Genomic DNA, 25,433 nt, shown 5'->3' on the forward strand with positions numbered 1-25,433 from the left:
GACTTCATCCAATGACCCAGATACTTTTGGAAACTGACGCACTCACTGTGCGGTTTGGTGGGCATGTGGCCGTCGATACGGTGACCTGCCGATTTCCAGCCGGAGAGCTGACGGCAATTGTCGGACCCAACGGCGCAGGGAAGACGACCTACTTTAACCTGATCTCAGGTCAGATTGCGGCGACCGCGGGAACAGTGACCTTGAATGGTCAGGACATCACCCGCCTCGGTGTCGCCGAACGCTGCCGTCGAGGCCTGGGACGTGCGTTTCAGTTGACCAACCTGTTCCCCGACCTTTCCGTTCTTGAAAACCTTCGACTGGTGATCCAGTCGCGTAAACACAAAGGCTTTGGGCTATTCTCGATGGCAGACAGCCACACCGAACTGACTGCGGAAGCCAGCGGCATTCTGGAGCGGGTTCGCCTCGATACGCAGAAAAACCAACTGGTGTCCGAACTGTCGCATGGCGATCAGAGAAAGCTGGAGGTGGCCATGCTTATTGGCCTCGACCCGCTGGTATACATGTTCGACGAACCAACAGCAGGCATGAGCGTGGATGAGGCTCCGGTGATCCTGGACCTGATTGCAGAGATCAAGGCCGATACCAGCAGAACAGTGCTGCTTGTCGAACACAAGCTCGACGTGATCCGAACTCTGGCTGACCGCATTATCGTTTTGCACAATGGCGCGTTGGCCGCTGACGGTCCACCAGCCGAAGTCATGGCCTCGGCCGTAGTGCAAGAGGCTTACATGGGTAAGGAAATGGATCATGTCTGACCCAATCCTGACGCTGAAAGGTGTCTATACCGACATCGCGCAATACCACATTCTGCAAGGTGTCGACTTTGAGGTGCCCCGTGGCGAGGTGACAATGCTTCTCGGCCGCAACGGCGTAGGCAAGACCACGACGCTGAAGACTATCATGGGGCAATGGACCGCAAAGTCGGGCGAGATACTCTATGACGGCCAAGACCTGAAGCGCCTGCCGGTCTCTGCCCGCGCCCGCGCCGGCATTGGCTTCGTGCCCGAGGACATGGGTATCTTCAGCGATCTAACGGTCGAAGAAAACATGGTTTTGGGTGCGAGCTCCGGTCCGCTTGACCTGAAACGGAAGGAGTGGCTGTTGGGCGCGTTTCCGGCACTGGGCACCTTCTGGAACAGCGAAGCGGGAAACCTGTCGGGGGGCCAAAAACAGATGCTCTCCATTGCCCGTGCTATGGCCGAAGACCGCGAACTGTATCTGATCGATGAGCCCACCAAGGGACTGGCGCCAGCCATCATTGCGACCATGGCCAACGCTCTGCGCGAACTAAAGGCACAGGGCCGCTCGATCCTTCTGGTGGAACAGAATTTTTCAGTCGCCAAAGCCCTCGGGGACAGCGCGGTTGTCATGGATGACGGGCGCGTAATCTGGACCGGGGCCATGGCGGAACTTGCAAGCAATAAAGACCTTCAGGAAAACCTGATGGGTCTAAGCATGGAGGCGCACTGAATGACCGCCGCTCCTGATCACAGGCCAACCTTCGCGGACGTGTCGCTGGGTGAGCGTCTGGACAAGGCGATGCCGTTTCTATTGATCCCGATCCTCGTGGTGCTTGGGTTCTTTGCGATCGGCGCTCCATCATCCTGGCTGACTTTGACCGTGTCGGGCCTCGCCATGGGGATGATGATTTTCATCATGGCATCCGGGCTTACGCTGGTGTTTGGCCTGATGGATGTCATCAACTTTGGCCACGGTGCATTTGTGTCCGTCGGGGCCTTCGTCGGGATCTCGGTCCTGATCGCGCTTGGCGACTGGACCGGAGCGACCTCACTGCTGCTCAACATGTCGGCAGTTTTTCTTGCGGTTGTGGCTGCCATGACTGTGACTGGTGCGTTGGGCTGGGTGTTCGAACGGGTGATCGTCAAACCCGTCTACGGCGCACACCTAAAGCAGATCCTTGTTACCGTTGGCGGCCTGATCGTGATCGAACAGTTGATCCATGTGATCTGGGGCCCGGATGAGATCTTTATCAACCGCCCCGAAATGCTGAAAGGCGCGATCACCTTTGCAGGCGCCGCGATGGAAAAATATCGCCTTCTCGCCGTGGGGATCGGAGCTGTTCTGTTCATTGCCATGCGCATGATCCTGCGCCGTACCAAGATCGGATTGATCGTTCGGGCAGGCGTCGAAAACGGCCCGATGGTCGAAGCGTTGGGATACCGACTGCGCGTGGTTTTCGTCGGCGTTTTCATCGCCGGATCAGCGCTTGCTGGCTTGGGCGGTGTGATGTGGGGCCTTTATCAAGAGGTTATCACTGCCGGCATGGGCGAACGCATGATGGTCCTTGTTTTCATCGTGGCAATTATCGGTGGTCTTGGCTCGGTCGAGGGCGCTTTCATTGGCGCGCTCCTGGTCGGGCTTTTGCAGAACTACGTGGCATTCCTCGAACCCAAACTGGCGCTTGTGTCCAACATCGCGCTGATGACTGCAATCTTGATGTGGCGGCCACAAGGCATGCTGCCTGTAGTGAAGGCCAAGTGAAATGATTGTACGTCTGATATCTGGCGACACGCCCCGTTCTCCCATTCTGACGGCGCTGCTGCTACTGATCCTGATATGCTTGGCCGGTGCGCCGTTCATTTTTGAAGGCGTGCGCGCCTTGGACACCGCTGCTCGGATCTGCATCTTTATCGTACTGGTGGCAGGCTATGACCTGCTTCTTGGCTACACCGGGATCGTGAGTTTTGCCCATACAATGTTTTTTGGCATGGGCGCGTATGGCGTCGCGCTTGCGTCCACACATATGGGGCGCGGGTTTGATGCCCTTCTGGTCGGCTCGGTTCTGGGCGCGTTGGCAGCAATCGTTCTGGCGCTGCTGATTGGCCTGTTCAGCCTCCGAGTACGTGCGATATTCTTTGCGATGATTACGCTTGCCGTTGCATCTGCCGTCGCAGTTCTTGTGTCGCAGTTTTCTGACATCACCGGTGGTGAAGACGGGCTGACCTATAAAATCCCGCGCGTTCTGACCTCTGCCAACAGGATGGGCGAGGTGATGGGGGTCAAGTTCACGGGGAAAATCCTGAACTACTACCTGATCTTCTTCAGCTCGCTGGTGCTGTTCCTGCTTCTTCTGCGTATCGTGAATTCTCCTTTTGGTCGCGTCCTGCAAGCCATACGCGAGAACGATTTTCGAGCCGAGGCAATCGGCTACCGGGTCGTATGGTATCGCACCGCAGCAACCTGCTTGTCGGCGGCCACCGCTGCGCTTGCCGGAAGCTTGTTTGCAATTTGGCTACGGTATGTTGGACCCGACACAACGCTAAGCTTTGAGATTATGCTCGACATTCTGCTGATGGTCGTCATTGGCGGCATGGGCACGATGTATGGAGCGGTGCTGGGTGCGGTGCTTTTCGTACTGGCGCAGACCTATCTGCAAAACCTCATGGGCGCGGCATCTCATGCCACCGAAGGCTTGCCACTGATCCCCGAGCTTGTTGATCCCGATCGTTGGCTGATGTGGCTAGGCATCCTGTTTATTCTCAGCGTCTATTTCTTCCCAACCGGCATCGTCGGTCGCCTGCGCGGGCAGCGTACCGCATGAGCGTTCCGCTAGTTTTTTTACACGGCTGGGCCATGAATGGTGCGGTTTTTGATGGGGTCAAAACACAGCTCGGGCCGGGTTTCGACTGTTATGCACCAGATTTGCCCGGACATGGTTCCCGGGAAATGGATGAGCCCAGCCTTGCAGGCTGTGTCGAGGTTGCGAGCGAAATCATCAATCAGTTGGATCATCCTGTTTTGGTCGGCTGGTCCATGGGGGCCGCCGTTGCATGGCAGTATCTCGTGCAGGAAGGCACCCAGAGCCTGAGCGGGCTGGTTACCATCGACATGAGCCCGCGATTGCTGCCTGACGATCAATGGGCGTTTGGACTAGGCGGCCAAAATACTGACGCTGTTCTATCCACGTCCTCGAAGATCGAATTTCAATGGCGCAGCATGGTCAACAACATTCTGCACAACATGTACGCGCCCAACGGTGTCCAGGAGGCGAATAAGGACGCGATGAGGGCGCTTCTTTTGAAGCAAGACCCAACAGCGCTGCGCCCGATTTGGGACGATTTAATTGCAATGGATGCACGGCAGAGCATCGCCGCGATCGATATTCCGTACTTGGTTTGCGCGGGGGCGCATAGCAGGCTTTATGATCCGGAAGTGGCCTATTGGATCGAACGGCATTCACCTATGGCCGAGGTGCGGGTTTTCCAGAACTCCGGGCATTCTCCGCATCTCGAAGAGCCTGACGCCTTTTGCGATGCCATCCGGCGGTTTGTCAGGACATTGGAAAGCACAAAGACTGAGCGCAGGAGGACACTGACGGAATGACGAAATCCTCTGCTTCCCAACCAAAAACCAAACGCGGGGTTGAGCGCCGCGCAAAGCTCCTTGCAGCTGCTGAGCAGGTGATCGGTGAAAAGGGTTTTGCAGCCGCTTCAATCGCCGACATTACACGTACGGCGGAAACGGCACTTGGCACGTTCTACATCTACTTTTCCAGCAAGGAAGCACTGTTTCGTGAGCTGGTCGAGGACATGGGCCGCGCCACAAGAACGCAAACGACCGAACAGATCGTCGGCGCGCCAAACCGATTGGAAGCAGAGCGTGCCGGGCTCGAGGCCTATTTGCGCGTGGTTCGTGACCGACCGTTGCAATACCGCATTGTCGAAGAGGCACGGTTCGTTGATCCCGAAGCCTACCGCACCTACTACACAGAGTTTGGCAAGGCTTACGCCGATCAACTGGAGCACGCCGTACTCAAGGGCGAGATTTCTCAAGGGGACGCGGAGGTCAGAGCCTGGGCCCTGATGGGGATTGCGAAGGCTTTGGGCGAGCGCTACGTGCTTTGGGACGACAACGTCGACATCGACCGCGTTGTCGCCGAGGCACATAAGTTGATCTGCAACGGCTTGGCCCCATGAGCAAGTTGGTCGCCTGGCACATAGAAGACCTGCCAAACTCCGAGCCCTGCTGTCTGATCCGTTTGCAAGCGCCTCGCTCAAATGCTCTGGAGCCCGGCATTCTCGACGAACTGCACCTTGCTTTCGATGCGCTGGAGCAATCCGATGTGAAAAAAGCACTGATCTCAGGCGGGCGCAATTTTTCGACCGGTGGTGATGTAGGTCGGTTTGCCGAGGCAACGCGGGTTGGGCAGGTCGAAAGCTATACTGCAAAGGTCGTACCCGTACTGCAGGCGCTGGTATTGCGCATGGTCGAGATGCCCGTAGTCTTAGCTTCGGCCGTGCGCGGTGCGGCAACTGGTGGGTCAGCCGGAATGGTGTTTGCCTCTGATCTGGTGGTTGCATCGCCAGACGCGTTTGTTCAGCCCTATTACGGGGTGGTGGGTTTTGCCCCGGATGGCGGATGGACCGCCCTTTTGCCGGACTTGATTGGCGGCGCAAACGCAAGGGGCTGGATAATGGCCAACCATCGGCAGGGTTCACAGCAGCTGAGAAGCCTTGGGCTTGTTCAGGCTGTTGATCAAGATCCCGAAACGCGCACCGCGAAGCTGCTTGCCCAGATCGAAACCGGCACGGCGCTGGCAACAAAGTCCCTGTTCTGGGACGACAAGCGCCGGGCGGTCGTCAAAACACGGCTCGAGGCCGAGACCGAGTCCTTCAGGGCCATGATTGGACGACCGGAAACTCTGACCAAGATGCAAGAATTCCTTCAGCCAAGGGATGAAAGAAATGTTTGACCAGATCCCTGACATGGCCGCGAAAAGGGCGGAGCTTTCGCCCAATGCACTTGCGTTTCATGACACTTTGTCGTCGCGCAATTGGAGCTTTGGCCAGATAAATGATGCCGCCAATGCAGTTGCGGCCGGTCTCTCTGGCCTTGGCCTTTCCGAGGGCGACCGAGTGGCCATCCTGTGCCAGAACTCTGCCGAGTTTTTCATCACCCTTTTTGCCTGCCAAAAAACAGGCATCATTCTCTGCCCCCTAAATTGGCGTCAGCCCGCGCCGGAGCTTGTCGAAACTCTGGAGCAAGTTGGTGTCTCGGTTTTGCTCACAGACGCCGAGTTCCAAAAGGTTGCAGCCGAAACGGCAAGAGGGGTCGGGGCACCGCTCCTGACGATAGAAAACGATCTTGCAGGATGGATCGAGCAAGGTGGCCCCAAGTTGGCGGCTTCGATCCCCTCTGATCGACCTTGGTATCTGCTCTTCACGTCTGGAACGACGGGCTTGCCCAAGTCCGTCATCCAAACCGCAGGAATGGCATGGGCAAACACCATTAACATCGGGCAAGCCATCGATATCGCATCGACTGACCGCTCCGCGTGTTTCTTGCCGTTGTTCCACACGGCGGGGATCAACCTATACACACTGCCCATTTTTCTATCCGGCGGTTCATCGACAATCTTTCCAAAGTTCGATGTGGACGAGATACGCGACCTAATCGCGTCCGGTCAGATCAACCAGTTCTTCGCCGTACCCGCAGTATATCAGGCATTGTCGCTTGCCCCCTGGATTGACGAACTTGATTGGCACAACATCCGTTGCGGTTGCGGCGGTGCCCCCCTCTCGGAACCGTTGATCCGATTTTTTGCGGGTCGCGGTGTGAAAGTCCTGAATGGCATGGGCATGACTGAAACTGGCCCAACTGTTTTTCTGATGGATCCCGCCCATGCCGAGCAAAAGATCGGTTCGGTCGGTAAACCGCAAAGTCTGACGCGAGTACGATTGAGCGGAGTACCCGATGGCAGGGAAGGAGTTGGCGAATTGCTCATCAAAGGCCCCGGTGTGACGCCGGGCTATTTTGCCAATCCAGAAGCTACGGCAAATACCTTCACCGAAGACAAGTGGCTCAAAACCGGAGACATCGCGCGTCGCGACACAGACGGGTACTACTACATCGTCGACCGCATCAAGGACATGTACATCTCAGGCGGCGAAAACGTCTATCCGGCTGAAGTTGAGAAGGTTTTGTATTCCCATCCCGCCGTTCTCGAGGCAGCTGTGATCGGTGTGCCCGACGATAGATGGGGAGAGGTTGGCGCCGCGTTCATTCTATTGCGACCGAAACAAACGCTTGATGCCGAAAACCTGCGTTCTTGGTGCCGCGAACGTTTGGCCGGCTACAAAATTCCCGCATATGTGAGAGTTGTCCCGGATTTCCCACGCACCGCGGCCGGCAAAATTCGCAAGCCCGCTCTGATCGAGGCTTTTGGTCATGATTGACCTCCAACAACGCTGGACCGCGACGCAAGATGACTTTGATGCCTTTGCGCGCGTGTCCGGTGACGACAACGCGATCCATGTGGACCCGGATTTCTGCGCCGACACGACATTCGGTCGGACGGTGTCTCACGGCATGCTGCTCTACGCCAAGCTCTGGGGCATGCTGAAGAAAAACGACCCATCCCTCAACACGTCTTCACAGAGTCTCATGTTTCCAAATCCGGCATTTGCCGGAGAGCCGCTGGATTTGTCCATCAAACAGGAGACGCAAGGACGCTTGATAATGCGTGCCGTTCGGGTTGCCGACGGCGCAGAATGTTTGATCGGGAAGGCAGAAATCCGATGTTGAAAGTTGGACAATCCGCTCACATCGCTCGGCGGTACACCGAAGAAGACATACGCGCCTTCACTTCGCTGAGTGGGGGCAAATCTGAAGGCGTCCCCGAGCCGCTGCTCGCCGCTCTGTTTTCTTACCTACTTGGTGTCGAGCTACCAGGTTCAGGCACCAACTACCTAAAACAAGATCTAAAGTTTAATGCTGCAGCACCACTGGACACAGTCCTGACAGCGCAAGTCTCGATTACGAAACTGCGCCCCGAAAAACATCTGGTGGATCTCTGGGCGAGCTGTACGACCCCCGACGGCACCGTGATTTGCGAGGGCCGCAGCCTGGTAAAAGCCAAAGATGTATGTGGAGCCTTTCGTGAACAGACATAGGTCTGCAACGATCCTAAAAAGAAAGAGCAGTCCTTCCCTGGCATTCACTTAACAATAGGATTGCCTATAGAACGGACGCTCCCGGCAAGCGCAGCGAATAACCGCTTGTAAGCCCAAAGCGGTGTTCTTGCTGCGAAGGATTACCTTCAGTTTAACACCCTAAAAAATCTATACCTTACGTCACCCCCTTCATCAGGTTTGCCAGATGGTTTTACAGGCGAGCCTGAGGTAGCCTTCAATAACTTCTTCGCCATCTTGAGGGTTAAGATATGATCTCCAAACGCGCATTTTTATCCGGTCTCGCATCGACCACTGCGCTGGCGCTGGTCCCGGCGCGAGTTCGTGCTCAAGCCCCAGATGCCACACTCTTCACGAACGTGCGTGTCTATGACGGGATGTCCGATGAATTGACCGAACTCACGAACGTTCTTGTCGAAGGGGAAATGATCAAGGATGTCTCGCCCGCAGCTGATGCCGCGCCAGAAGTGCCGCGCATCGATGGAGCTGGACGGACCTTGATGCCGGGGCTCCTCGACATGCATGTGCACCTCCAGTGGAACCAGGACCCTGCTGGCTTCCTGACAGCACGTCCAGATTACATTGCTGCATTGGCATTGAGCGAAAGTGAAGCCACCCTGATGCGTGGCTTTACCAGTGTCCGTGATACTGGTGGCGGCATTCTCGGTTTGGCGCGCGCCATAGACGAGGGCCTCCACCCCGGTCCGCGCATTCAGGCGTCAAACGCTGCGATTTCAATGACCGCCGGTCATGGCGATCTTCGGCCGCGATCCGTGCGTCCGAGAGCCTTCGGCGGGCCGCCGTTCACAGAAGCGGAGCGGCTTGGGATCACACTTTTCGCAGACGGGGTTCCTGAAGTTCTGGCGGCTGCACGCGAGCAGTTCCGGCAGGGTGCGCACTTCATCAAAGTCTTTTCAGGCGGCGCCGTTACTGGCCTCTACGACCCATTGGATATCAACGAGTATTCGCCGGCAGAACTCGAAGCGGCAGTAGAGGAGGCCAAACGTTGGAACACTTACGCGACCTCGCACGCATACATGGACACATCGGTTCGGGCCGCCATTGAGGCAGGTTACCAATGTATTGAACACTGCAACCTCATGACGCCTGAGTCGATGGAGTTGGCCGTGGAAAAAGGGGTCTGGCTTTCAACCCAGGTTGGCTTTTTTGCAGCAGACATTCCGGCAGGGTTCACGCCCGCCCAGGCAGAACGCCAAAAGATGGCGTTTGATGGTCTCGACGCCATGCTTCGATTAGCGCGAGAGTCCGGCGCTAAGATTGCACTCGGAACAGACTTTGTCGGATCGAGGCAAACGAAAGCAACGCAGTTGGAGGAATTGCAGCTCAGGACGCCATGGTTCAGCAACGCCGAGATTTTGCGGCAGGCAACAGGTCTGAATGGTCAGCTTTGGGACTTGACCGGCCCGCGTAATCCCTACCAGGCTGGTCCAGTCGGTGTCATCCAACCCGGAGCCTACGCAGATATTCTGCTCGTGGACGGAGACCCGATTGCCGACCTTACGGTCATGGCCTCTGCGGACAATTTTGATGTGATTATGAAGAACGGCAAAGCGCACAAGAACAATCTGGCCTGAGACATTTCCCGAGGGTCAAGATAGACACTGGTGTTGCATGCGAATGACCGAAGAGTCCGCAATGCAGTCATTGAGCGTAGGTGAGCGAATGTCTGCCTTGAGCCCATTTTGACCAACGCTGCGTAATGTTCGAATGGCAGGAATTCGAATGAAGCGGACATGGTGCAATTACTGAGCATTCGGTCTCAATGCCGTTGATAGAAACTCAAGCGGTCGCAATGCGAAATCACACTCCTAACTTGGTGGAATCCAATTGGCTTGTCTCATGGCGTCACCGAGGTCTTGCCCATATTTCGGATTTGCAAAAAGTTTCTTAAACAGTGCATCCACGCGACTGTCCGGCCACTCGCGTGACAGTTGTTCTGATAGAGACTGAGCTTGAGCCTTATTCCCCAACATCTGATGTGACGCCATTAGGTAAGCAACGGAGACAGGTCCGACAGGGCCGCCTTTCTCCGTTACTTGTTCAAAGGCTGACACAGCACCTTCATAGTCCTTCAGATGGAATTTTGCTGACCCCATCGCATTCTGAAACACATAAGCCCGTTCTAGCTCAATTTTTGAGAGTGCGTCCTCGCTAATTACTATGACTTGTTCGAATGAACCAGAATAAAGCAGGACTAGCGACACGAACTCCAACACATGTACGTCGTGTGGTGCCAAACGTTGCGCTCTTTGTGCAAATTCTATTGCCTCAGGCCAGTTTCCCTTGGCAAAGTTGACCCAGGCCATTGCGGATTGGCTCCAACCCGTTTCCGGAGCCAACTCGATGGCCCGTTTGGCTTGAGCATCGGCATAGTTCAACATGTCCTGAGCCAAGTCGGTATCGGATGTAAGTACAGCAATTGTCGCAGCGACCTGAGCAGTACCTGCATAGCCGCCGAAATAGCTGTCGTCGTTTTCAATTGCCCCCTTGAATATGGTCAGGGCCGCTTCAAGACGCGCAGGTTCCAAAGCCGGAAAGATCAGGTCTCGACCAGTATTGGCTAGATTTACAGCCTGTAGACGCATTGGGGATGCGCCAAAAATTGCGCTGCGCTCGTCACGGCTCAGGCCATCTACGGATAAATCAGTCGGAAGATCCTGCTTTGTCGAGCTCAACCAAAAAGCAACAGCAACATAGCCTAAAATGATAATCCCGATAATCCCAACACCTGGCCGAGCCCATGCGCGCGCACTGGTTTCCAGCTCTGAGAATTCGGGCTGTGCCGGTTCGAAGCCGCTTCTCAAAATCCGAGGTGCGTAACCACCCTTTGGCAGTTCAAACACCGTTTTCTCGTCCTGCCCGTCGGCAGCGTAATATTCAGCAAGCTTTCGGCGCAGGCGACCAGCATCGACCCGAACCACGTTTTCACGGCGCGACATCTCTGACAGGGTCCCACCATAAACATCCATTGCGATGGTCTTGGCACGAATATCATCGGCCCGACCATTTAGCGACTCTTCAACCACATACACCAGAAAGTCCTGCAAGCGCTGCGAGCCCGTGAAAGTCGAAGACCTGATAAGCCGCTGAAGTGCCGCCCGAACATCTTTTGCAGCAGGTGACCCGCTCTCATTCAGTGGAGAAGATGTGTCTTTGGTTAAACCCATATTTTCAGTAAGTTACGCATCTGATTACACCGTATTATGCCCCGATACACCTATTGTTAAAAGTGAATTCGTCCAACACTCCCCTAAACCAGTTGATCCATTGAACGAGCTCCGAAATGAAAGGCATCGCCCTTGATATCCTGTTTCCCAACCATCGGACCGCGATTGCGGACCTAAGGCGGGCGGACACCGTTTTCGATGAAATCTGCCGAGACTATCAGCTTCTCAGTGACGAGTACCTCTCCGTGAACACTGAGCCGAGAAGTCGGTCGTACCCGATTGCCCGCGACATCCGCGAGTCTTTGGATGGTCTTCGGGATGAAATTGCTGAATCGCTGCGGCGTGCAGGGAAGATATAATTCAAATAGGGGAAGGGAAACCGATGAGATCAATATTGAAACATGCCACAGCCATGGTGCTGATTTCTGGCGCGGGTTTTGCCCAAGAAGCGCCTATCATACACGACGGCGAGTTCGAGTTTCTCCGCGCGCAGTTTGGCGAGCAATGGGATGCTCAGGATGCGGAGATAGAAGTTAAGCTTGCCGAGATCCGTGGCGCGAATGGAGGACAACCACCCAACATTCTCTACATTCTGATTGACGATGTGAGTTTCGGTCAAATGGGCAACCGGACGATGAACTATGTCACCGGTTTCGATACGCCCAACATCAATGACTTTGCCACAGAAGGCATGTCTTTGATGCGAATGTACACGGAGCCATCCTGCACACCGACTCGAACGGCGATGTTGACCGGTCGACATCCGGTGCGCGCGGGCGTGGAAGAGGTCAAGGTCGCCCTGGTCGGCGAAGGTCTTGCGTCCGAGGAAGTCACCATCGCCGAAATCCTCAAGGAAGTAGGGTACAACACCGCGCACGTCGGGAAATGGCACCAAGGCGATATTGAACAGGCCTATCCGCACAATCAGGGCTTCGACTGGGCGGCTTTTCCCTTGCATCAGCAGGTTCAGCTGAGCTTGATGACACGTGATGCGATGGTCGCCAACAATATGCTTGGTTACCATTGGTCAGGGCAGTCCAACCAATTTCAATTGGACGAGCGGTTCAAACCCTATGGCCTTGTGACCGGCGTAGAAGGTGAAGCGGGTGGTCTGGCTCGCGAAGTCGAAATGGAGCCCGGCGAAGAATGGACCCAGGCGAAATACGAGGAAATGAACTTGCGCTATCAGCTTCAAGCATTGGAGCAGCTGGAGCGGCTGGCTTCGCAGGACGCGCCATTCTTTATGCAATACTGGCCACTCTATCCGCTGAACTTTGCTTATCCTGAGCAGGCCGTATCTCGCAACGGCGGCTTTCATGCGGACAAATTGCAGGTTCTAGACGGTTGGATCGGCGAGGTTTTGGCCAAGCTGGATGAAACCGGCAAGGCGGATAACACCGTCGTCATGATCATGGCTGACAATGGCTTGATGTATCATTATGAGGGGACTTCCGGCCTAAACCAACTGATCTATCGCGGTGGAAAGACACAGCACCTTGAAGGCGGTGTGAGAACTGATGCGTTCATCCGGTGGCCCGGTGCAATCGAAGCGGGCAGTGCGGCAGGTGACATCGTTCATGTCTCGGATTTGTTTTCTACATTTGCCCGGATCGCAGGCGCGACAGACCACATTCCACGCGACCGGGTGATTGATGGCATCGATCAGACGGCATTGTTGCTCGAGGGAGAAGGCAATTCGCGCCGCGATTACGTCTATGTGTACGAAGGGCCAGTATTGCGTTCGGTGGTGAAGCAAGAGTTCAAGATGCATCTGCCAGCCCCCGGTCAGCCAGGCGCGGCGGCCCCTGTCTTCAATGTCTATCGCGATCCCCGTGAAGAACATCCGCTTGTCGGGTATTCACTGTGGTCCGGGGCGTCTTTCCAAGACATGGTAAAGCGCCATCAGAAAACCATCGTGAAGCACCCTCACAAACAGCTCGGCAAGGGTGTCCCTTATGAAGGAATTGAAAACCTCAGGCCCGAAAGCGAATTGGCCCGAGAAGTCTTTTCAAGCTGGCAATGACGAACTTGAGACGGCGGTGCCGATACACCGCCGTCTGACTGGTCGCATGAATTTTTCCAAGGTGTACTATGACCCGCATCACCTTTCATCTGGCAGTCTTATCCTTGGCGATGCTCGTAGTGGCTTCTACCACCAAAGCTGAGGAAAACGCGTCAAATCCACTGGCGGCGGTTAACAACACGGACATTCGCTATCAGTATTTCGATCTGGAAGGGGGGGGCAGACCGTCAGGACATGTTCATCGATGGTGCATACATGCTGCGCCCCGATCTGAAGCTAAAATACGAACTACATTACAATTCAACGAATGTGACGGGACAGAGGTTCAATGGGTTCGAGAAGACCAGCTTCAAGCTGATCTACTTCCCTTCCCAAAACCCCTTGAATGACACATGGGCTGTAAAATCCGCGCTTGGTTTGGAATGGATACTTGATTTTGGCGACCCCGATGAAGGCATAGGCATCGGGTCTGATCAAATTGCTCCGTTCGGAGGCTTCGCTTTTGCAAACACAAAAAGTGGGCTGACACTGATCCCGCTGGTCCAGCATTTCGCATCTTACAATGGACCGATCGATGTCAACCAAACCGCGATGCGCCTAATTGCACTTCAGCCATTTGGTGAGGGGTATTGGATCAAAGCGGATATCAAAGCGCCCTATGATTGGGAGAATGACGCCTGGCCCGCGACCGCAGAATTCCAGATCGGAAAGAACCTCAGCCCCGGAGTAGCCCTCTATGCAGATGTGCTGATCGGGATTGGTGCTGATCGACCCTATGACCAAGCCGCCGGGATCGGTCTTAGATTCAATTATTAAGTCGCAATTTCCTTATGGCAGCAGTTACTCCCTGTACCGCATCACAAAACGCCATGGTACTTGAGGCAAGCCTAATGACTCTGCCAGCGGTCGTATCTGCTCAATCTCTACCAACATCTGGTCAAGACGAAACCGGTGGGCGTCATGGAGCGTCTTTCTATTTTTATTATCCCTCTATCCTGCGCGACTCGCAAATATCCAAGGGATGTGAAGTGTCAATCTTTCGAGTTCTGTGAAACGTCGGAAAGCGATGTCAGCTTTGAGTAGCTTGCTGTCCTTGGTGGACGGATGAGACGCGGCCGCTTTGTCCGCAAAGTAGACGTTCTAGCAAGTTACAACAAACGAACGCATTGATACCAAAGCGGACACTGCGGGTATCAGTTTCCAATAGAAAATTCGTTTCTAAAAATCAACGTTGCGCTTATGCGGGTAAGCCCGCCAAACGCAGAGACTCGCAGTCTTTTTCCAATCGTTCTAAGCCAGAGAAAAGCTGAGTTTCTGCCCAGTCCGATATGGAAAACTGAGGACGGTATTTCATCACATTCCGCGCCTCATCGCGAGCGGCCTCAACGTTATCCGTTTCCATATGTACGATAACGAGGTCGAGGTGCCCAAAACCTTCAACCCTTTGACTATACTCGGTGAATGCCTCCTTGGCTTCCTCGTATTGACCGTCGAGCCGAAGGGCCAAACCCAAAACACCAGCATACCAGCCCGGATAATGAGGGTTGAGAGTAATGGCTTGCCGCGCCACGCGGATAGCTTCTTTCGCCTGTCCATCGAACGCTAGTGTAATCGACAACCTTGCAGCGACGTCCGCGTGATTTGGATTTAGCTGAAGCGCTTCGTTGAACTTCTCGATAGCCGGTTTCAGCTTGCCATCGATTGCATCCGCGAAACCCGCAATTGCATGAGCCTCTGGGTTGTAACTGTCTATTTTCAGAGCGCGTCGAGCGCAGTCGCGCGCCTCTGCCAGCGCCGCATTTCGGTCTGCTACAAAGCCATGCCTTGCTTCCACAGTACAAATGAACCCCAAAGTGCAATATGGAGCAGAGTAACCAGGATCCAGAGAAATTGCCTGCTGAGCAAACCGGCGAGCGTCAGCCTGTGCTTCCTTTGTTATTCTGCGAGAAGCCTCCACAGCTTGCAGTTGAGCAGTCCAGGCATCCAGACTTTTGGTCCCCGAACCCCTGAAACGGGCCATCTCGCCTGCCAGCAATTCGACTTGAAGTTCAGTCGCAATTCTCAGAGCAATTTCATCCTGAACCTCGAATACGTCTTCTATCAGGCGATCAAACCGGTCTGCCCAAATATGCATGCCGGACTTCGCATCTATTAGCTGCGCGGTAATTCGCACACGACTACCGCTTTGGCGGATACTTCCCTCGAGAACAAGATCGACTCCTTGTTCCAGTCCGACCTGTTTCACATCCACGGAACGCCCCTTGTAGACGAAAGTGGAATTCCGCGCGACGACCAGTAAGTTCGGGAGTTTTGACAGGGTGGTAATTATCTCTTCGGTAATGCCATCGGAAAAAAATTCCTGATCGGGGTCGGAAGAAAGATTGTCAAAAGGTAGGACGCCGATCAGCAATGACTTCGTATGACTCGCGGGCGTCACTCGCGGTGGAGCTGAGCCAGGTGGCGACCATTGGAATACTTCGACTGGTGACGGGGCATTTTTGAAATGCCGTTCGCCAGCGCGCTGAAATCGCTCGGCGAGCCTCTCATCAAGGCTGCGATGGACGACATCGGAAATCAACACAGCCGCTTCGTCGGAAGCCTCTTGTAGCCGCGCAGCTATGTTGATCCCATCGCCGAAGATGTCATCTTCGTCGAATACGACATCTCCAAGATGCACGCCCACTCGCAGTTTAAGTGAAGACTGGGCTGACACTTGGCTTTGAAGATCGAGGGCGCATCGCACAGCGCCCGAGACCGAACTAAACTCGACGATCCATCCATCGCCCATCCTCTTTATGGTATTGCCGCGATGATCACTGACCAATGGATCGAATATCTTTCGACGCAGGACACGGAGTTCACTGAGAGTTCTGTTCTCATCCGCCTTTATCTGGCCCGAGTAGTTTACTACATCGGCCGAGAGTACTGCGGAAAGTCTGCGGTCTCCGTTCATGTCTCTTCGTAACGCATAATAGGTTTCATGGAAAAGACATCTTGTTTTGGAACCTTCTCACGAACTTCGACCGGCCGCATTGCCGCCGTCGGTCGATCCTGCAGCTTCGGTCACTGAGGGCTCCGTGCTGCGGTTAGGGGACATTCAGTGAATTTTTGCGGCGCGGGCGAAGTCGACATTCACTTTTGCAAAAAGATTACGACGGCGAGTGCGCCAATATCCGGTATCAAAAGTTTGCAGAAACAGGCTATCCCGAGCGCTCCCGCCTAAAGATGGGCGTGAACAACCGAAAGCGCGTGATTGAGAGTGTTCACTGCGAACTCTCTTTGGCTGTCCGGATCATTTAGAGGCAAACGTGCATCTTCCTGTTGTGGCTTGTCGCCCACAGGAAACTTTTCGCCTTCCAATACCGTTCCCCAAACCTGAATATCCTTGATTGCCATGGGATCCACCGTCAATGGGTTGTCATTCAAAATAGTGAAGTTCGCACGCTTGCCAGGTTCGATACTGCCAAGGTCCCGCTCAAGACGATGAGAATAGGCGGCGTTGATTGTCACTCCACGCAAGGCCTCTTCGACCGGGACCGTCTGATCCTGTCCTGCTACCCGACCGGAACTCGTCACGCGGTTCACCGCACACCACATTAGGAACAATGGATCACCGGGCGCCATCGGCATATCGGAATGCAATGACCAGGATACGCCCGCTCGATCCAGATCACCAAGACGGACCATCTGATTGGCGCGTTCAGGACCAAGACCAGTTTTACTGTATTGATCCGCAAGTGCCGTCACGTAGTAGGGATTTGCTGAAACAATCGCGCCCAGACGTTTGATACGAAGGACCTGATCGGGCGCACTCACAGCAAAGTGCACGATCACCGTTCTATGATCGAAACGCGGGTTTCTGCGCAAGTTCCGCTCTAAGGCGTTCAATACACGGTCCAACCCGGCGTCACCGTTGACGTGAATATGAACTTGGTAGCCCGCGTCCCAATAGGTTTGAAACGCGCGCTCAAAGGCCGGCAGGTCCATCATCCACTCGCCATGGTAATCGCCAAGCGGATCGTCCCTCAGTTGAATGGCAAGGGAATATATCGCACCGTCCGCAAAAAGCTTGACGCTGCCTTTGGACATACTGGTCTTGCCTCCATACCAGTCCACAAGTGCTTCTGTCTGTTCGATCACATCTTCAGCATTGTCATATTTAGCGATTAGGCTTTTTCCATCTGGAATGAAGCTCCACCGGAACGGCATTGAGGGTGCGGAGAATACAGCGTTCACCGCATCCTGAACCGGGCGTGCGAGAATGCCGCCGGGCTCGTTGCCGTAGGTCACGCCTTTCGCATGCATGTAATCGCGCATGGTCTCCAAACCAGCGCGAAACTTTTCAGGGGTCGCCACGTATGGCGCAATCAAAGGCAGAACTGCAAACAAACCCTGTTCCCAGAAGTGCCCATGCTCAAAGCTGGATTGCATCTTTTCTGTTTCGGACCAGGCGTCCATGACCTCTTCGGTAACGCCTGCGGCCTCCATTGCAGCTGAATTCAGGATGAATTCGTGGCAAGAGCGGGCCCACACAAAGATAGGTCGTTCGCTGCTGATCTGGTCAAGGTCCGACCGTGTCAGCGGACCATAAAATGCAGCGTGGTATCCCCATGTCATGACAGGGGTGTCCGGGTCTTGCTGACCATCAACAGCTTCGGACAACCGTGCAAGAAAGTCATCCTTGTCCACAACGGCGCGCGATAAACCCTGTGGCAAGTCCCAGTCCTCTATCGAAAGAATAACGGACGAAAGGCTCAAGCCGCCCAAAACTGGGTGATCATGCTGGGCGATAAAGCCGGGAACGATGATGTGGTCGGCGAATGTGTCATCAACGGTGAAGGGCTGTTCACCAATCGCCTCTTGAACTTGCTCTCTAGTGCCGGTCGCCAAAATCCGACTGTTTACAACAGCAACGGCTTCGGCGCTTGGAAGGTCGGGATCAAGTGTGACGATCTCGCGCGCCGTAAAAATCGTGACTTCATCAAGATCGAGTATCGCTCCGCCAAGATCGGTCAGCGTGCCTTCTTGCCCGAACAATGTACTCGGAGCAACGAGGATCGTCGTGCTCGTCAAGAAGGACCTAATAAATGCCCGTCTGGAGGTGTTTCCCATGGTGGATGCCTCTCCCTAATGCACTTAATTAACACAAAATACGCAGATGTTTTCATTGCGGTTAACCAAAAGACGCCCTTAAGCCGCACCAGAACACACGCTATTCAGAGTTTTGCTGACTTGGAGTCCTTCGAACCGCAGTTCTTGATGGAGGCCAATCGAAGCATTCAGCCTCTGTCTTCCCCAAGCTGTCTTTGGGTTTGATCCGGTTACTCGCTCCATTGCGACCAATGTCTGTTTTGTCCGCAGAGCAGTCATTCGTCCAAACTCTACGAGCACTGCTCGGAGCCATAATCTGACACTCGCCATCGAGTATGCTAAGCTGGATCGTGTGAGGCACACATACATTCAGAAACCGCATCTTTTGGAGGACGGATGTATGATCATGCGCATTTTTCAGGTGACAACGCGGCCGGGAAAAGAAGAGGAGTTTGGCCGCTTTTTTCGCGACACTGCGATCCCGTTGATGAAAAGCACCCCTGGAATCGTGTACCTTTTTCCGGGTGCGCCGAGAGAGGATGCGCCACGAGAGTTCAGTTTCGTTATGGTTTGGGAGAGCCTGGAGGCACTGAAGTCGTTTGTGGGCGAAGACTATCAAAGCCCGCACATCGATCCAATAGAAGCAGAACTCGTCGAGTCTCGATCCATCAAGCACTATGACTTGGTCGACGGCTAATCGCGAACGGGAGGATCAGGATGTCGAAGGGTAGGGGGGAATCGCTGCCAGAACGCGTCCTTGATCTGAACGAACCGAAGGCTGAGGACTTGGCGGCCTTGGAACTCCGGTTGCGGGAGGCGCTGGATCGGCAAAGGGCGACTGCCAAAATCCTGGAGGTCGTCAACAGCTCTATCAAAGACCCTCAGCCTGTCTTCAACTCGATTGTTGAAGCGGGTCAAACGCTTTTCCCAAAGTCGACAATCAGCATTGGATTACAGGACGGCGACAAACTGATATTGGGAGCAATTTCTGGTCCCGAACCGGCTGGCGTCGAGGCTTGGCGGCGGCGATTTCCGGCGCCACTTCATCCAGAGACAATCCATGGACATGTCATTTTGAACGGCGAGGCGATTGATTTGCCGGACGTCGCCGCATCGAAAGACAGGTTTCGCATTGGGGCTGGAAACTTCCTCGCCTCAGGGTTTCAGGCAGTCACCATGGTGCCGATTTCACAAGGAGGACAAACCGTTGGAGCTCTAGCCGTGTTGAGGCATTCAACCGGAAAACTTCAAAAAGAGCAGTTCGATATTCTCACAACATTTGCGGCACAAGCGAACATCGCCTTGGACAACTTACACTTGCTGAGCCAGATGCGTGAGGCGAATGACACTTTGACACACGTGTCCAAACAGCTTGCCAAATACATGCCACCCCAACTCTACGAGTCAATCATTGCCGGCGACCAACAAGCGGCCATCGAAAGCCGCCGCCGAAAGCTCACGATCTTCTTCTCAGACATCGTCGACTTCTCCGAAATCACAGATCATCTCGAAGCCGAGGAGCTGACTACTTTGTTGAATGAGTATCTGTCAGCAATGTCCGAAATCGCCCTGAAGCACGGCGCATATTTCGACAAGTTTATCGGTGATGCCATGATGCTGTACTTTGGCGAACCCGAAAGCCTCGGGGTAGAAGAAGATGCCGCTGCATGTGTGCGAATGGCAATAGATATGCAACGCCAGCTTGGCCACTTGCAAACGGAATGGCAGCGCAAAGGATTGATCGATCGACCATTTCGCGCTCGCATGGGCATAAACACTGGTTACTGCACTATTGGAAACTTCGGTTCGGAAGACCGGATGGACTACACTGCTATCGGACGCGAAGTGAACCTTGCTGCGAGACTTGAGGCCGAGTGTGATCCAGGAGGTCTCTTACTCGCTGCCGAAACCTATTCTTTGGTAAAAGACTGGCTTCCGGTCGAGGAACGAGAGCCTGTTCGAGTGAAGGGATTTCAGAACCCCATTCGGACGTATGCTGCGACCGCTATTTATGAAAATGCCGACCGCGATAGCCGCATTATTCACGAGGAAGATGAAGGCTTTTCTCTTACAGTTGATCGGGCTCGCATAAGCAAAGGGGCAATTCTCCGACTAAAGTCCCTTGTTTCAGATCTGGACGACTAGTCAAATTTTCGGTCACGGCAGCTCAGTCCAAAACCTGTGACCTCACATATTAAAAATGGCTGCACGACAATCGAAAGGCCAGTTTCCCGCCACGCTGCGACGCCAGGACGGGCTTCATTGAGAAATCGCGTGTGCAAAAGACCGCTTTCACGCGTGCAAGTGGGAACCAATGGCCAAGCCAACCACACTTCACAAGATGTTGAGTAGCAGGCTTGGCAGTCCAGAGAAATGAGTTGCACTAATCGCACCGTGTACTGTGCTAAAAAAGGGCGAACTCGTATCACTTACAGCATCGGAGCATTCGTCATGCGCTTTTCTCTCACCATCGCAACGCTCGTTGTCTTGGCCACTCAGTCTTTTGCGCAAGACTCCGTTCTTATCGGGGACGCCCCGCTTCCTGCCGACATTGCAATTGATGTAACGCCAGATTCTCCTTTTCGTGGAATTTGGACGGGGAGATGGGACTCTCGGAGAAGTCATATCCTCGTCGTCGAAAGCCGAGATGAGGATGGGTTGTTCAATGTTGTTTACTCGGTCGGACGTGGCCAGCATGGCCGCGGAAACTGGTTCCGGAGCAAAGCACGTTTAGACGGAAGCACGTTGGTGTTCACCGACAATGACTTCGGGGCGCGCTATTCAATTTCGGGTACGGGGCGACTGCGGGGCATCTATCCAACCGAGGACCGCGTCGCAATACTCGAGCGACAAACCCTCTCAGAAGTCCTCGCGACGGCGACCCGCCAGTGGTTTGAGGTTGGAACGCGAGACTTCCTTGCGACGGAACTCCGAGAAGACGGCGCAACGGTCGAGCTTGCTGTGGCTATCTACCGACCTCCTGGTGATGGGCCTTTCCCGTTGGCTCTCGTTCATCACGGCTCAACCGGCTCTGGAACCGATCCGCAGGCTTTTGATCGGTTCTTTTCCAACGACTGGCTTGCAGACGTTTTGAACTCACACGGTTGGATCGCTGCGTTCCCACAGCGCCGCGGTCGGGGTGGGTCCGACGGATTGTATGACGAAGGCTTTGCTGAAGATCGGAGCGAAGGCTATTCGACGGAGGCCCGGCTATCTTTGGCAGGGGCGGAACGTGCGCTGATGGATGCGAAAGCAGCGCTGCATGCGTTGCAGGAACGACCGGATGTAAAAGATGGATCGGTTCTACTGATTGGTTTCTCGCGCGGGGGCATTGTTGCCCTTATGCAGGCCGGCGACGATCCGGGAAACACCGCTGGTGTGATCAACTTCGTTGGGGGATGGATGGCAGAGGGCTCCGGTGATCCTCAAATAAATCCGACGCTCTTTCGACGTATAGGATCATTCGATGGGCCGGTGCTTTCCATCTATGGGGAAGATGACATGTTCTACAGCATCGAGCATTCCCTATCCAACCTCACCGCAATGGAAGCGATGGGTGCCAAAAATGAAACTCATATCGTGGCCGTTCCTGGCTACAACAAAGGTCATTGGGTATTGTGGTGGCCGATACTCTGGGAAGAGATCGTCAGCGACTACATCCGGCGTCTCCAGGATCAACGTTAAAACAATGAATTGGACTGCGACCCTGTTAAGTCCGCGTTTTTACCGGATGCTTCGGTGAATTTCCGTTTCTGTCTGGAAGCAAGTTTTACCGATATGATTGGAATTGCAGCTTCTGTCCGCCGAGAAGCCGGACACCGAGTCTTGCGGGAACACCGCTACGAGCCCGAAGCAGACCGTTGTCATTCTAGTGCCCGCACCTCAAAACGCACCTCAACGCATGTTTGCAAAAGGCTCATGCAATTGAGCTTTACGTGACAATTCCGTAGGAAAAGACCTCTAAGTCTTCATCAAAACCCCGCAATGAATGCCGCCCCAATTTATGCGGCTCTTCAGATACCAATCTGACAAAGTCGCCAGTTGCCAAAAGCCGCGCCCCCAGTTTTCGTGTCAAGCCTTCTAACCTGCTAACTATCGCAACTGATGTGCCAGTTACCGTAAAATCCAAGCGTTTTTCAGTGCCAACATTCCCGTATACAGCCGCGCCAGTGTGCAAACCAATCCCAAACTCAGCACGGTCTGATGGATCAAGCTCTTTGTGCCTTTGGAACGCTTCTCGCGCCGCCGACAGGGCAGCTTCGCACATGTCTTCGGGTAGTCTTCGTTGGCCATCAAAAGGAAAGATCGCAAGCAACCCATCGCCAACGAATTTCAGAACCTCTCCGCCGTGGTCGTGTACCGCCCCGCCGACGCAGTCGAAGAATTGGTTGACGGTCGCGACATATTTTTCCGGTGACAGGCGCTGGCTCAAAGCCGTAGACCCGTGTATGTCACTGAACAATAGAGCGCAGTCAATTTTGCTGACATCTCCCCGGGCTATTTGACCGTTCAATACAGAACGACCGGACACCTTGCCTAGGTAAACCTCCATCAACTCAGCTGCAAGGAACTGCTCTGACAATACACGCGCTGTACCAAGCAAAGGTAGAGACAGTCGCGACAGACCATCCACCTCACGGTCTGTGAAACCAGAACGACGCTTTGTAGCAAAAGAGACTGACGCCCCCAAAGCCCACTCGACCTTGCCGTCAAATACAACGGTACGATTGCCGAATGGTGCACTGAATACGACGTAGTCGGTGACACCTGCCTCAGCGAGTTTTTGGAATAGCGGAAATCTGTCACGGATCGCTTCGTCAGTCAGATCTGCTCGCATGAAAGGAAACTTGATCGAGCCGTTCGTAAGGTCGTCCGCCAAGTTCCAGACTTCTTTGTTGAAATGCTGTTTCGCAATCTCATTGGCCAATTTCGAGTTCTCTCCGAAGGGTGCTTTGTCGAAGAGATCAGTCGTTACCGAGCTTCGTGGAAGAACAGTCCATTCAATTCGATGGTTTGCAGCATCCCATGTTGCGTCGAGCAATCCAATTACAGGGTGCATCATCAGGCGGCCCAAGGAAACACGCGAAACCGGCACGCCACCATCGATCAGCCTGTGACTTAGCTGCTCGACTAGCCCGCCAAGGTCGGCATCAAAAAAGGCCAGCTTCTGCAACCAATCTGCAATGCGGTCGAAAACATCCGCCATAACCTACACCTCTGCCACCATCTTGTTACAGCCGGAGGCTCATGTCATTGGGTTTGTCTTCGAACTCTCATTTCTCTTGCAATGGGTTTGCAAATTCTCACACGCGTACGCTCACGATTTTCAGACGAACGTCAGGTTCGAGCCCTCCTCAGACCTTGATCGCGTGCTCAGCATAGACAACGATTGGCTTGGTCTCTCGGCTGCATTCGACGACAAAGCAAAAGCATGTTTAAGGTTGTCAGCCCGCTTCGCACAATGGAGAATCAAATGCGTCGATCGAACCTGATGCTGCAAATAACTATGGGGGTAATGGGCGGTGCTGCATCTTCCCAACCGCTCTTTGAGGATTCCAGGGCCTTCAATCCTTCCAGCGAAACGGCAATGGCGATTACCGGGCCAGTAATCTTGTCTACCAAGCGGATAGTCTTCGAGACCGGCGCTTCTCTTGATCTCGAGGTTCATGACGCCAAGAGTTCAGGTAATTGGGGCGCGTCTGGTGACGTGCCTTTTGCTCAGGTATTCCGGGTATCAGGTGGCGTCGGACCGTTGCGTCAGGGAAACACGCTTTGTGGAGACCAGCCAATCACATTTATGGCGGCCTGGAACGAAGAAAGTTCTGGGTTCGACTATCTCGGCATCGCGATGTTTACGGGTGCGGCAGCGCCTACAAGCGTTGATGACCAGACTATTTGTGCGACCTATTTCTACTCGATGGATGTTTCGGGCTAATTCAGAAGTTGTCCGAGGCTAGCCACTTCGTCCGCAAAGTAGTCACTCAGTGAAGACGCAGCGAACAGAGGATGTGAGCCCCAAGTGACCGATGCTGCGCGATCGACCGACGGCGGCTGTGCACAGAAAGTTGACTTTGCAAAGTTTCGCGCTCGTCCTTTCGAGGATGAATATCAACTGGCAAATTTCTGCCGGGGATCCGGCTGGGCTCTTTTCATTACCCATTAGATCGCCTTAAAACTATCCGACCCCTCAAACCGTCAATGTAATGTCTTGAAGAACAGCGACAGCAAAGCGAATACGAAACGGCCGTGCCTGCACGGTACTGCTCGCGCTGCGTTTGCGATGGGGCTTTTTGCTCTTGTTTCTGCCTGCGCTCAGGCCCCAAGCGGCGCGGATCTCGATCCAGAACGTCAGGCCATGGCGTTGCGCGAGGTCTCTCAAAAACAAGCTCGAGGGCAAAGGGTATGGTGCGTACCCTACGCACGTAACCTCAGCGGTATCGAAATTCGCGGAAACGCCAAGGACTGGTGGGGCAAGGCGCGCAATACTTTTGAGCGAGGCAATGAACCGGTTGTTGGTGCGGTCATGTCATTTCGAGCAACCCGAGGGATGCCGCTTGGTCACGTGGCTGTCGTATCCGATGTCGTCACTGACAGAGAAGTCATCGTGAACCACGCCAACTGGCACCGCAACAAGGTATCATTGAAGATGGGCGTCAAGGATGTATCCAAAAACAATGATTGGACATTGGTCCGAGTTGAAAGTCATCCGGGCCGGTATGGCAGCTTCTACCCGGTGAACGGGTTCATTTATCCCAATGTTGGGGAATAACTTAATTCAATTGTGAACCGCACACTGTGCGTATCCGACGGATGGGTCACAAGCGGCTCAGTAGTTCACGCGGGCCAGTGACGGAAAAAGTCCGCAAATCGGATAATTGTGGCGGTAGAGCGAGTGACCGCATCGAGCCCTCCGTGGAAGTGAAGAATTTACGCAGCGAGCGCTCGCAGCAAGATTACCCACCGCATCGCCGAAAATCACCCGCTGCATGACAGAGGAAAATGCGGACGTTCAGGCAGAACGCAGCGAGATTGCGATCCGGTATGACCGGGTCACGGACCAAAACAACCGTTCTCGAATTACTATGCAGCCAGTAAGTCGGATGCAAAATTGCAAAAGCTCGCGGCCGTTCACTCCGCCCTCTAAAATCACTTCAACCTTTAGCAATCTCTTACCAATCG

At 54.2% G+C, this 25,433-nt stretch carries 23 protein-coding genes; 19 read left to right on the plus strand and 4 right to left on the minus strand.

Annotation, left to right across the window (positions count from 1 at the left end; translation table 11 throughout):
* Positions 1-11 precede the first annotated feature (11 nt).
* The 11 genes from ACR0IR_RS03085 to ACR0IR_RS03135 all read left to right on the plus strand — a co-directional run bounded on the left by ACR0IR_RS03085 (position 12) and on the right by ACR0IR_RS03135 (position 9,547).
* Entirely contained in the window at positions 12-776 is a 765-nt protein-coding gene (locus ACR0IR_RS03085) for an ABC transporter ATP-binding protein (protein ID WP_170363832.1), read from the plus strand.
* On the plus strand, positions 769-1,491 hold the full coding sequence (locus ACR0IR_RS03090) for an ABC transporter ATP-binding protein (protein ID WP_170363831.1): 723 nt from the start codon (positions 769-771) through the stop codon (positions 1,489-1,491). The genes ACR0IR_RS03085 and ACR0IR_RS03090 overlap by 8 nt, the downstream gene beginning before the upstream one ends.
* Positions 1,492-2,523 (plus strand): branched-chain amino acid ABC transporter permease, encoded by a 1,032-nt coding sequence (locus ACR0IR_RS03095; protein ID WP_170363830.1) that lies wholly within the window; start codon positions 1,492-1,494, stop codon positions 2,521-2,523.
* Between the two features lies 1 nt (position 2,524).
* A complete protein-coding gene (locus ACR0IR_RS03100; RefSeq protein ID WP_170363829.1) occupies positions 2,525-3,583 on the plus strand; it encodes a branched-chain amino acid ABC transporter permease in 1,059 nt (352 codons plus the stop codon).
* Positions 3,580-4,365 carry an alpha/beta fold hydrolase gene (locus tag ACR0IR_RS03105; protein WP_170363828.1) on the plus strand — a complete coding sequence of 262 codons (786 nt, stop codon included), beginning with the start codon at positions 3,580-3,582 and terminating at the stop codon, positions 4,363-4,365. Before ACR0IR_RS03100 ends, ACR0IR_RS03105 begins: the two co-directional genes overlap by 4 nt.
* Positions 4,362-4,958: a TetR/AcrR family transcriptional regulator gene (locus tag ACR0IR_RS03110; protein ID WP_170363827.1), complete on the plus strand. Its 597-nt coding sequence runs from the start codon at positions 4,362-4,364 to the stop codon at positions 4,956-4,958. The genes ACR0IR_RS03105 and ACR0IR_RS03110 overlap by 4 nt, the downstream gene beginning before the upstream one ends.
* Positions 4,955-5,734 carry an enoyl-CoA hydratase/isomerase family protein gene (locus ACR0IR_RS03115; RefSeq protein WP_170363826.1) on the plus strand — a complete coding sequence of 260 codons (780 nt, stop codon included), beginning with the start codon at positions 4,955-4,957 and terminating at the stop codon, positions 5,732-5,734. The genes ACR0IR_RS03110 and ACR0IR_RS03115 overlap by 4 nt, the downstream gene beginning before the upstream one ends.
* The gene (locus tag ACR0IR_RS03120; protein WP_170363825.1) at positions 5,727-7,217 is read left to right on the plus strand and encodes an AMP-binding protein; all 1,491 of its coding nucleotides are present in this window, start codon (positions 5,727-5,729) and stop codon (positions 7,215-7,217) included. Before ACR0IR_RS03115 ends, ACR0IR_RS03120 begins: the two co-directional genes overlap by 8 nt.
* Complete coding sequence (locus ACR0IR_RS03125) at positions 7,210-7,566, plus strand: MaoC family dehydratase (protein WP_170363824.1); 357 nt, start codon at positions 7,210-7,212, stop codon at positions 7,564-7,566. The genes ACR0IR_RS03120 and ACR0IR_RS03125 overlap by 8 nt, the downstream gene beginning before the upstream one ends.
* Entirely contained in the window at positions 7,533-7,934 is a 402-nt protein-coding gene (locus ACR0IR_RS03130; RefSeq protein WP_244952389.1) for a hotdog family protein, read from the plus strand. The genes ACR0IR_RS03125 and ACR0IR_RS03130 overlap by 34 nt, the downstream gene beginning before the upstream one ends.
* Before the next feature lie 269 nt (positions 7,935-8,203).
* On the plus strand, positions 8,204-9,547 hold the full coding sequence (locus ACR0IR_RS03135) for a metal-dependent hydrolase family protein (RefSeq protein WP_170363823.1): 1,344 nt from the start codon (positions 8,204-8,206) through the stop codon (positions 9,545-9,547).
* A 234-nt stretch (positions 9,548-9,781) separates the two neighbouring features.
* On the opposite strand, the gene ACR0IR_RS03140 is transcribed toward ACR0IR_RS03135, so the two are convergent.
* A complete protein-coding gene (locus tag ACR0IR_RS03140; protein ID WP_170594822.1) occupies positions 9,782-11,005 on the minus strand; it encodes a tetratricopeptide repeat protein in 1,224 nt (407 codons plus the stop codon).
* A 251-nt stretch (positions 11,006-11,256) separates the two neighbouring features.
* On the opposite strand from ACR0IR_RS03140, the gene ACR0IR_RS03145 reads away from it, so the two are divergent.
* The 3 genes from ACR0IR_RS03145 to ACR0IR_RS03155 all read left to right on the plus strand — a co-directional run bounded on the left by ACR0IR_RS03145 (position 11,257) and on the right by ACR0IR_RS03155 (position 13,979).
* Complete coding sequence (locus ACR0IR_RS03145; RefSeq protein ID WP_170363821.1) at positions 11,257-11,499, plus strand: hypothetical protein; 243 nt, start codon at positions 11,257-11,259, stop codon at positions 11,497-11,499.
* A 35-nt stretch (positions 11,500-11,534) separates the two neighbouring features.
* Positions 11,535-13,163, plus strand: coding sequence for a sulfatase-like hydrolase/transferase (locus ACR0IR_RS03150; RefSeq protein WP_244952390.1), 1,629 nt, complete (start codon positions 11,535-11,537; stop codon positions 13,161-13,163).
* Positions 13,164-13,397: 234 nt separating this feature from the next.
* Positions 13,398-13,979 (plus strand): hypothetical protein, encoded by a 582-nt coding sequence (locus ACR0IR_RS03155; protein ID WP_170363819.1) that lies wholly within the window; start codon positions 13,398-13,400, stop codon positions 13,977-13,979.
* Between the two features lie 421 nt (positions 13,980-14,400).
* Here ACR0IR_RS03155 and ACR0IR_RS03160 read toward each other — a convergent pair whose 3' ends face one another.
* Positions 14,401-16,116, minus strand: a complete 1,716-nt coding sequence (locus ACR0IR_RS03160; RefSeq protein ID WP_170363818.1) for an adenylate/guanylate cyclase domain-containing protein — start codon at positions 16,114-16,116, stop codon at positions 14,401-14,403.
* A gap of 266 nt (positions 16,117-16,382) precedes the next feature.
* Entirely contained in the window at positions 16,383-18,275 is a 1,893-nt protein-coding gene (locus tag ACR0IR_RS03165; RefSeq protein ID WP_480778961.1) for an amidohydrolase, read from the minus strand.
* Positions 18,276-18,654: 379 nt separating this feature from the next.
* Here ACR0IR_RS03165 and ACR0IR_RS03170 point away from each other — a divergent pair, with 379 nt between their 5' ends.
* The 3 genes from ACR0IR_RS03170 (at position 18,655) to ACR0IR_RS03180 (ending at position 21,938) form a co-directional block, all read left to right on the plus strand.
* Positions 18,655-18,951 carry a putative quinol monooxygenase gene (locus ACR0IR_RS03170; RefSeq protein WP_170363816.1) on the plus strand — a complete coding sequence of 99 codons (297 nt, stop codon included), beginning with the start codon at positions 18,655-18,657 and terminating at the stop codon, positions 18,949-18,951.
* 20 nt (positions 18,952-18,971) lie between these two features.
* A complete protein-coding gene (locus ACR0IR_RS03175) occupies positions 18,972-20,399 on the plus strand; it encodes an adenylate/guanylate cyclase domain-containing protein (protein ID WP_170363815.1) in 1,428 nt (475 codons plus the stop codon).
* A gap of 306 nt (positions 20,400-20,705) precedes the next feature.
* A complete protein-coding gene (locus ACR0IR_RS03180; protein ID WP_170363814.1) occupies positions 20,706-21,938 on the plus strand; it encodes an alpha/beta hydrolase family protein in 1,233 nt (410 codons plus the stop codon).
* A 247-nt stretch (positions 21,939-22,185) separates the two neighbouring features.
* On the opposite strand, the gene ACR0IR_RS03185 is transcribed toward ACR0IR_RS03180, so the two are convergent.
* Positions 22,186-23,460 (minus strand): adenylate/guanylate cyclase domain-containing protein, encoded by a 1,275-nt coding sequence (locus ACR0IR_RS03185; protein WP_170363813.1) that lies wholly within the window; start codon positions 23,458-23,460, stop codon positions 22,186-22,188.
* Positions 23,461-23,727: 267 nt separating this feature from the next.
* On the opposite strand from ACR0IR_RS03185, the gene ACR0IR_RS03190 reads away from it, so the two are divergent.
* Positions 23,728-24,189: a hypothetical protein gene (locus tag ACR0IR_RS03190; RefSeq protein WP_170363812.1), complete on the plus strand. Its 462-nt coding sequence runs from the start codon at positions 23,728-23,730 to the stop codon at positions 24,187-24,189.
* Positions 24,190-24,534: 345 nt separating this feature from the next.
* Positions 24,535-25,023, plus strand: a complete 489-nt coding sequence (locus ACR0IR_RS03195; RefSeq protein ID WP_170340103.1) for a CHAP domain-containing protein — start codon at positions 24,535-24,537, stop codon at positions 25,021-25,023.
* The last annotated feature ends 410 nt before the right edge of the window (positions 25,024-25,433 follow it).

It is taken from the genome of Ruegeria sp. CF2 (assembly GCF_056537385.1).

Excerpts from the sequence above, each read along its gene's own strand:
- ACR0IR_RS03085 (WP_170363832.1), top strand. The coding sequence starts at position 12 with ATGACCCAGATACTTTTGGAAACTGACGCACTCACTGTGCGGTTTGGT.
- ACR0IR_RS03090 (WP_170363831.1), top strand. The coding sequence starts at position 769 with ATGTCTGACCCAATCCTGACGCTGAAAGGTGTCTATACCGACATCGCG.
- ACR0IR_RS03095 (WP_170363830.1), top strand. The coding sequence starts at position 1,492 with ATGACCGCCGCTCCTGATCACAGGCCAACCTTCGCGGACGTGTCGCTG.
- ACR0IR_RS03100 (WP_170363829.1), top strand. The coding sequence starts at position 2,525 with ATGATTGTACGTCTGATATCTGGCGACACGCCCCGTTCTCCCATTCTG.
- ACR0IR_RS03105 (WP_170363828.1), top strand. The coding sequence starts at position 3,580 with ATGAGCGTTCCGCTAGTTTTTTTACACGGCTGGGCCATGAATGGTGCG.
- ACR0IR_RS03110 (WP_170363827.1), top strand. The coding sequence starts at position 4,362 with ATGACGAAATCCTCTGCTTCCCAACCAAAAACCAAACGCGGGGTTGAG.
- ACR0IR_RS03115 (WP_170363826.1), top strand. The coding sequence starts at position 4,955 with ATGAGCAAGTTGGTCGCCTGGCACATAGAAGACCTGCCAAACTCCGAG.
- ACR0IR_RS03120 (WP_170363825.1), top strand. The coding sequence starts at position 5,727 with ATGTTTGACCAGATCCCTGACATGGCCGCGAAAAGGGCGGAGCTTTCG.
- ACR0IR_RS03125 (WP_170363824.1), top strand. The coding sequence starts at position 7,210 with ATGATTGACCTCCAACAACGCTGGACCGCGACGCAAGATGACTTTGAT.
- ACR0IR_RS03130 (WP_244952389.1), top strand. The coding sequence starts at position 7,533 with ATGTTTGATCGGGAAGGCAGAAATCCGATGTTGAAAGTTGGACAATCC.
- ACR0IR_RS03135 (WP_170363823.1), top strand. The coding sequence starts at position 8,204 with ATGATCTCCAAACGCGCATTTTTATCCGGTCTCGCATCGACCACTGCG.
- ACR0IR_RS03145 (WP_170363821.1), top strand. The coding sequence starts at position 11,257 with ATGAAAGGCATCGCCCTTGATATCCTGTTTCCCAACCATCGGACCGCG.
- ACR0IR_RS03155 (WP_170363819.1), top strand. The coding sequence starts at position 13,398 with ATGTTCATCGATGGTGCATACATGCTGCGCCCCGATCTGAAGCTAAAA.
- ACR0IR_RS03160 (WP_170363818.1), bottom strand. The coding sequence starts at position 16,116 with ATGAACGGAGACCGCAGACTTTCCGCAGTACTCTCGGCCGATGTAGTA.
- ACR0IR_RS03165 (WP_480778961.1), bottom strand. The coding sequence starts at position 18,275 with ATGGGAAACACCTCCAGACGGGCATTTATTAGGTCCTTCTTGACGAGC.
- ACR0IR_RS03170 (WP_170363816.1), top strand. The coding sequence starts at position 18,655 with ATGATCATGCGCATTTTTCAGGTGACAACGCGGCCGGGAAAAGAAGAG.
- ACR0IR_RS03175 (WP_170363815.1), top strand. The coding sequence starts at position 18,972 with ATGTCGAAGGGTAGGGGGGAATCGCTGCCAGAACGCGTCCTTGATCTG.
- ACR0IR_RS03180 (WP_170363814.1), top strand. The coding sequence starts at position 20,706 with ATGCGCTTTTCTCTCACCATCGCAACGCTCGTTGTCTTGGCCACTCAG.
- ACR0IR_RS03185 (WP_170363813.1), bottom strand. The coding sequence starts at position 23,460 with ATGGCGGATGTTTTCGACCGCATTGCAGATTGGTTGCAGAAGCTGGCC.
- ACR0IR_RS03190 (WP_170363812.1), top strand. The coding sequence starts at position 23,728 with ATGCGTCGATCGAACCTGATGCTGCAAATAACTATGGGGGTAATGGGC.
- ACR0IR_RS03195 (WP_170340103.1), top strand. The coding sequence starts at position 24,535 with ATGGGGCTTTTTGCTCTTGTTTCTGCCTGCGCTCAGGCCCCAAGCGGC.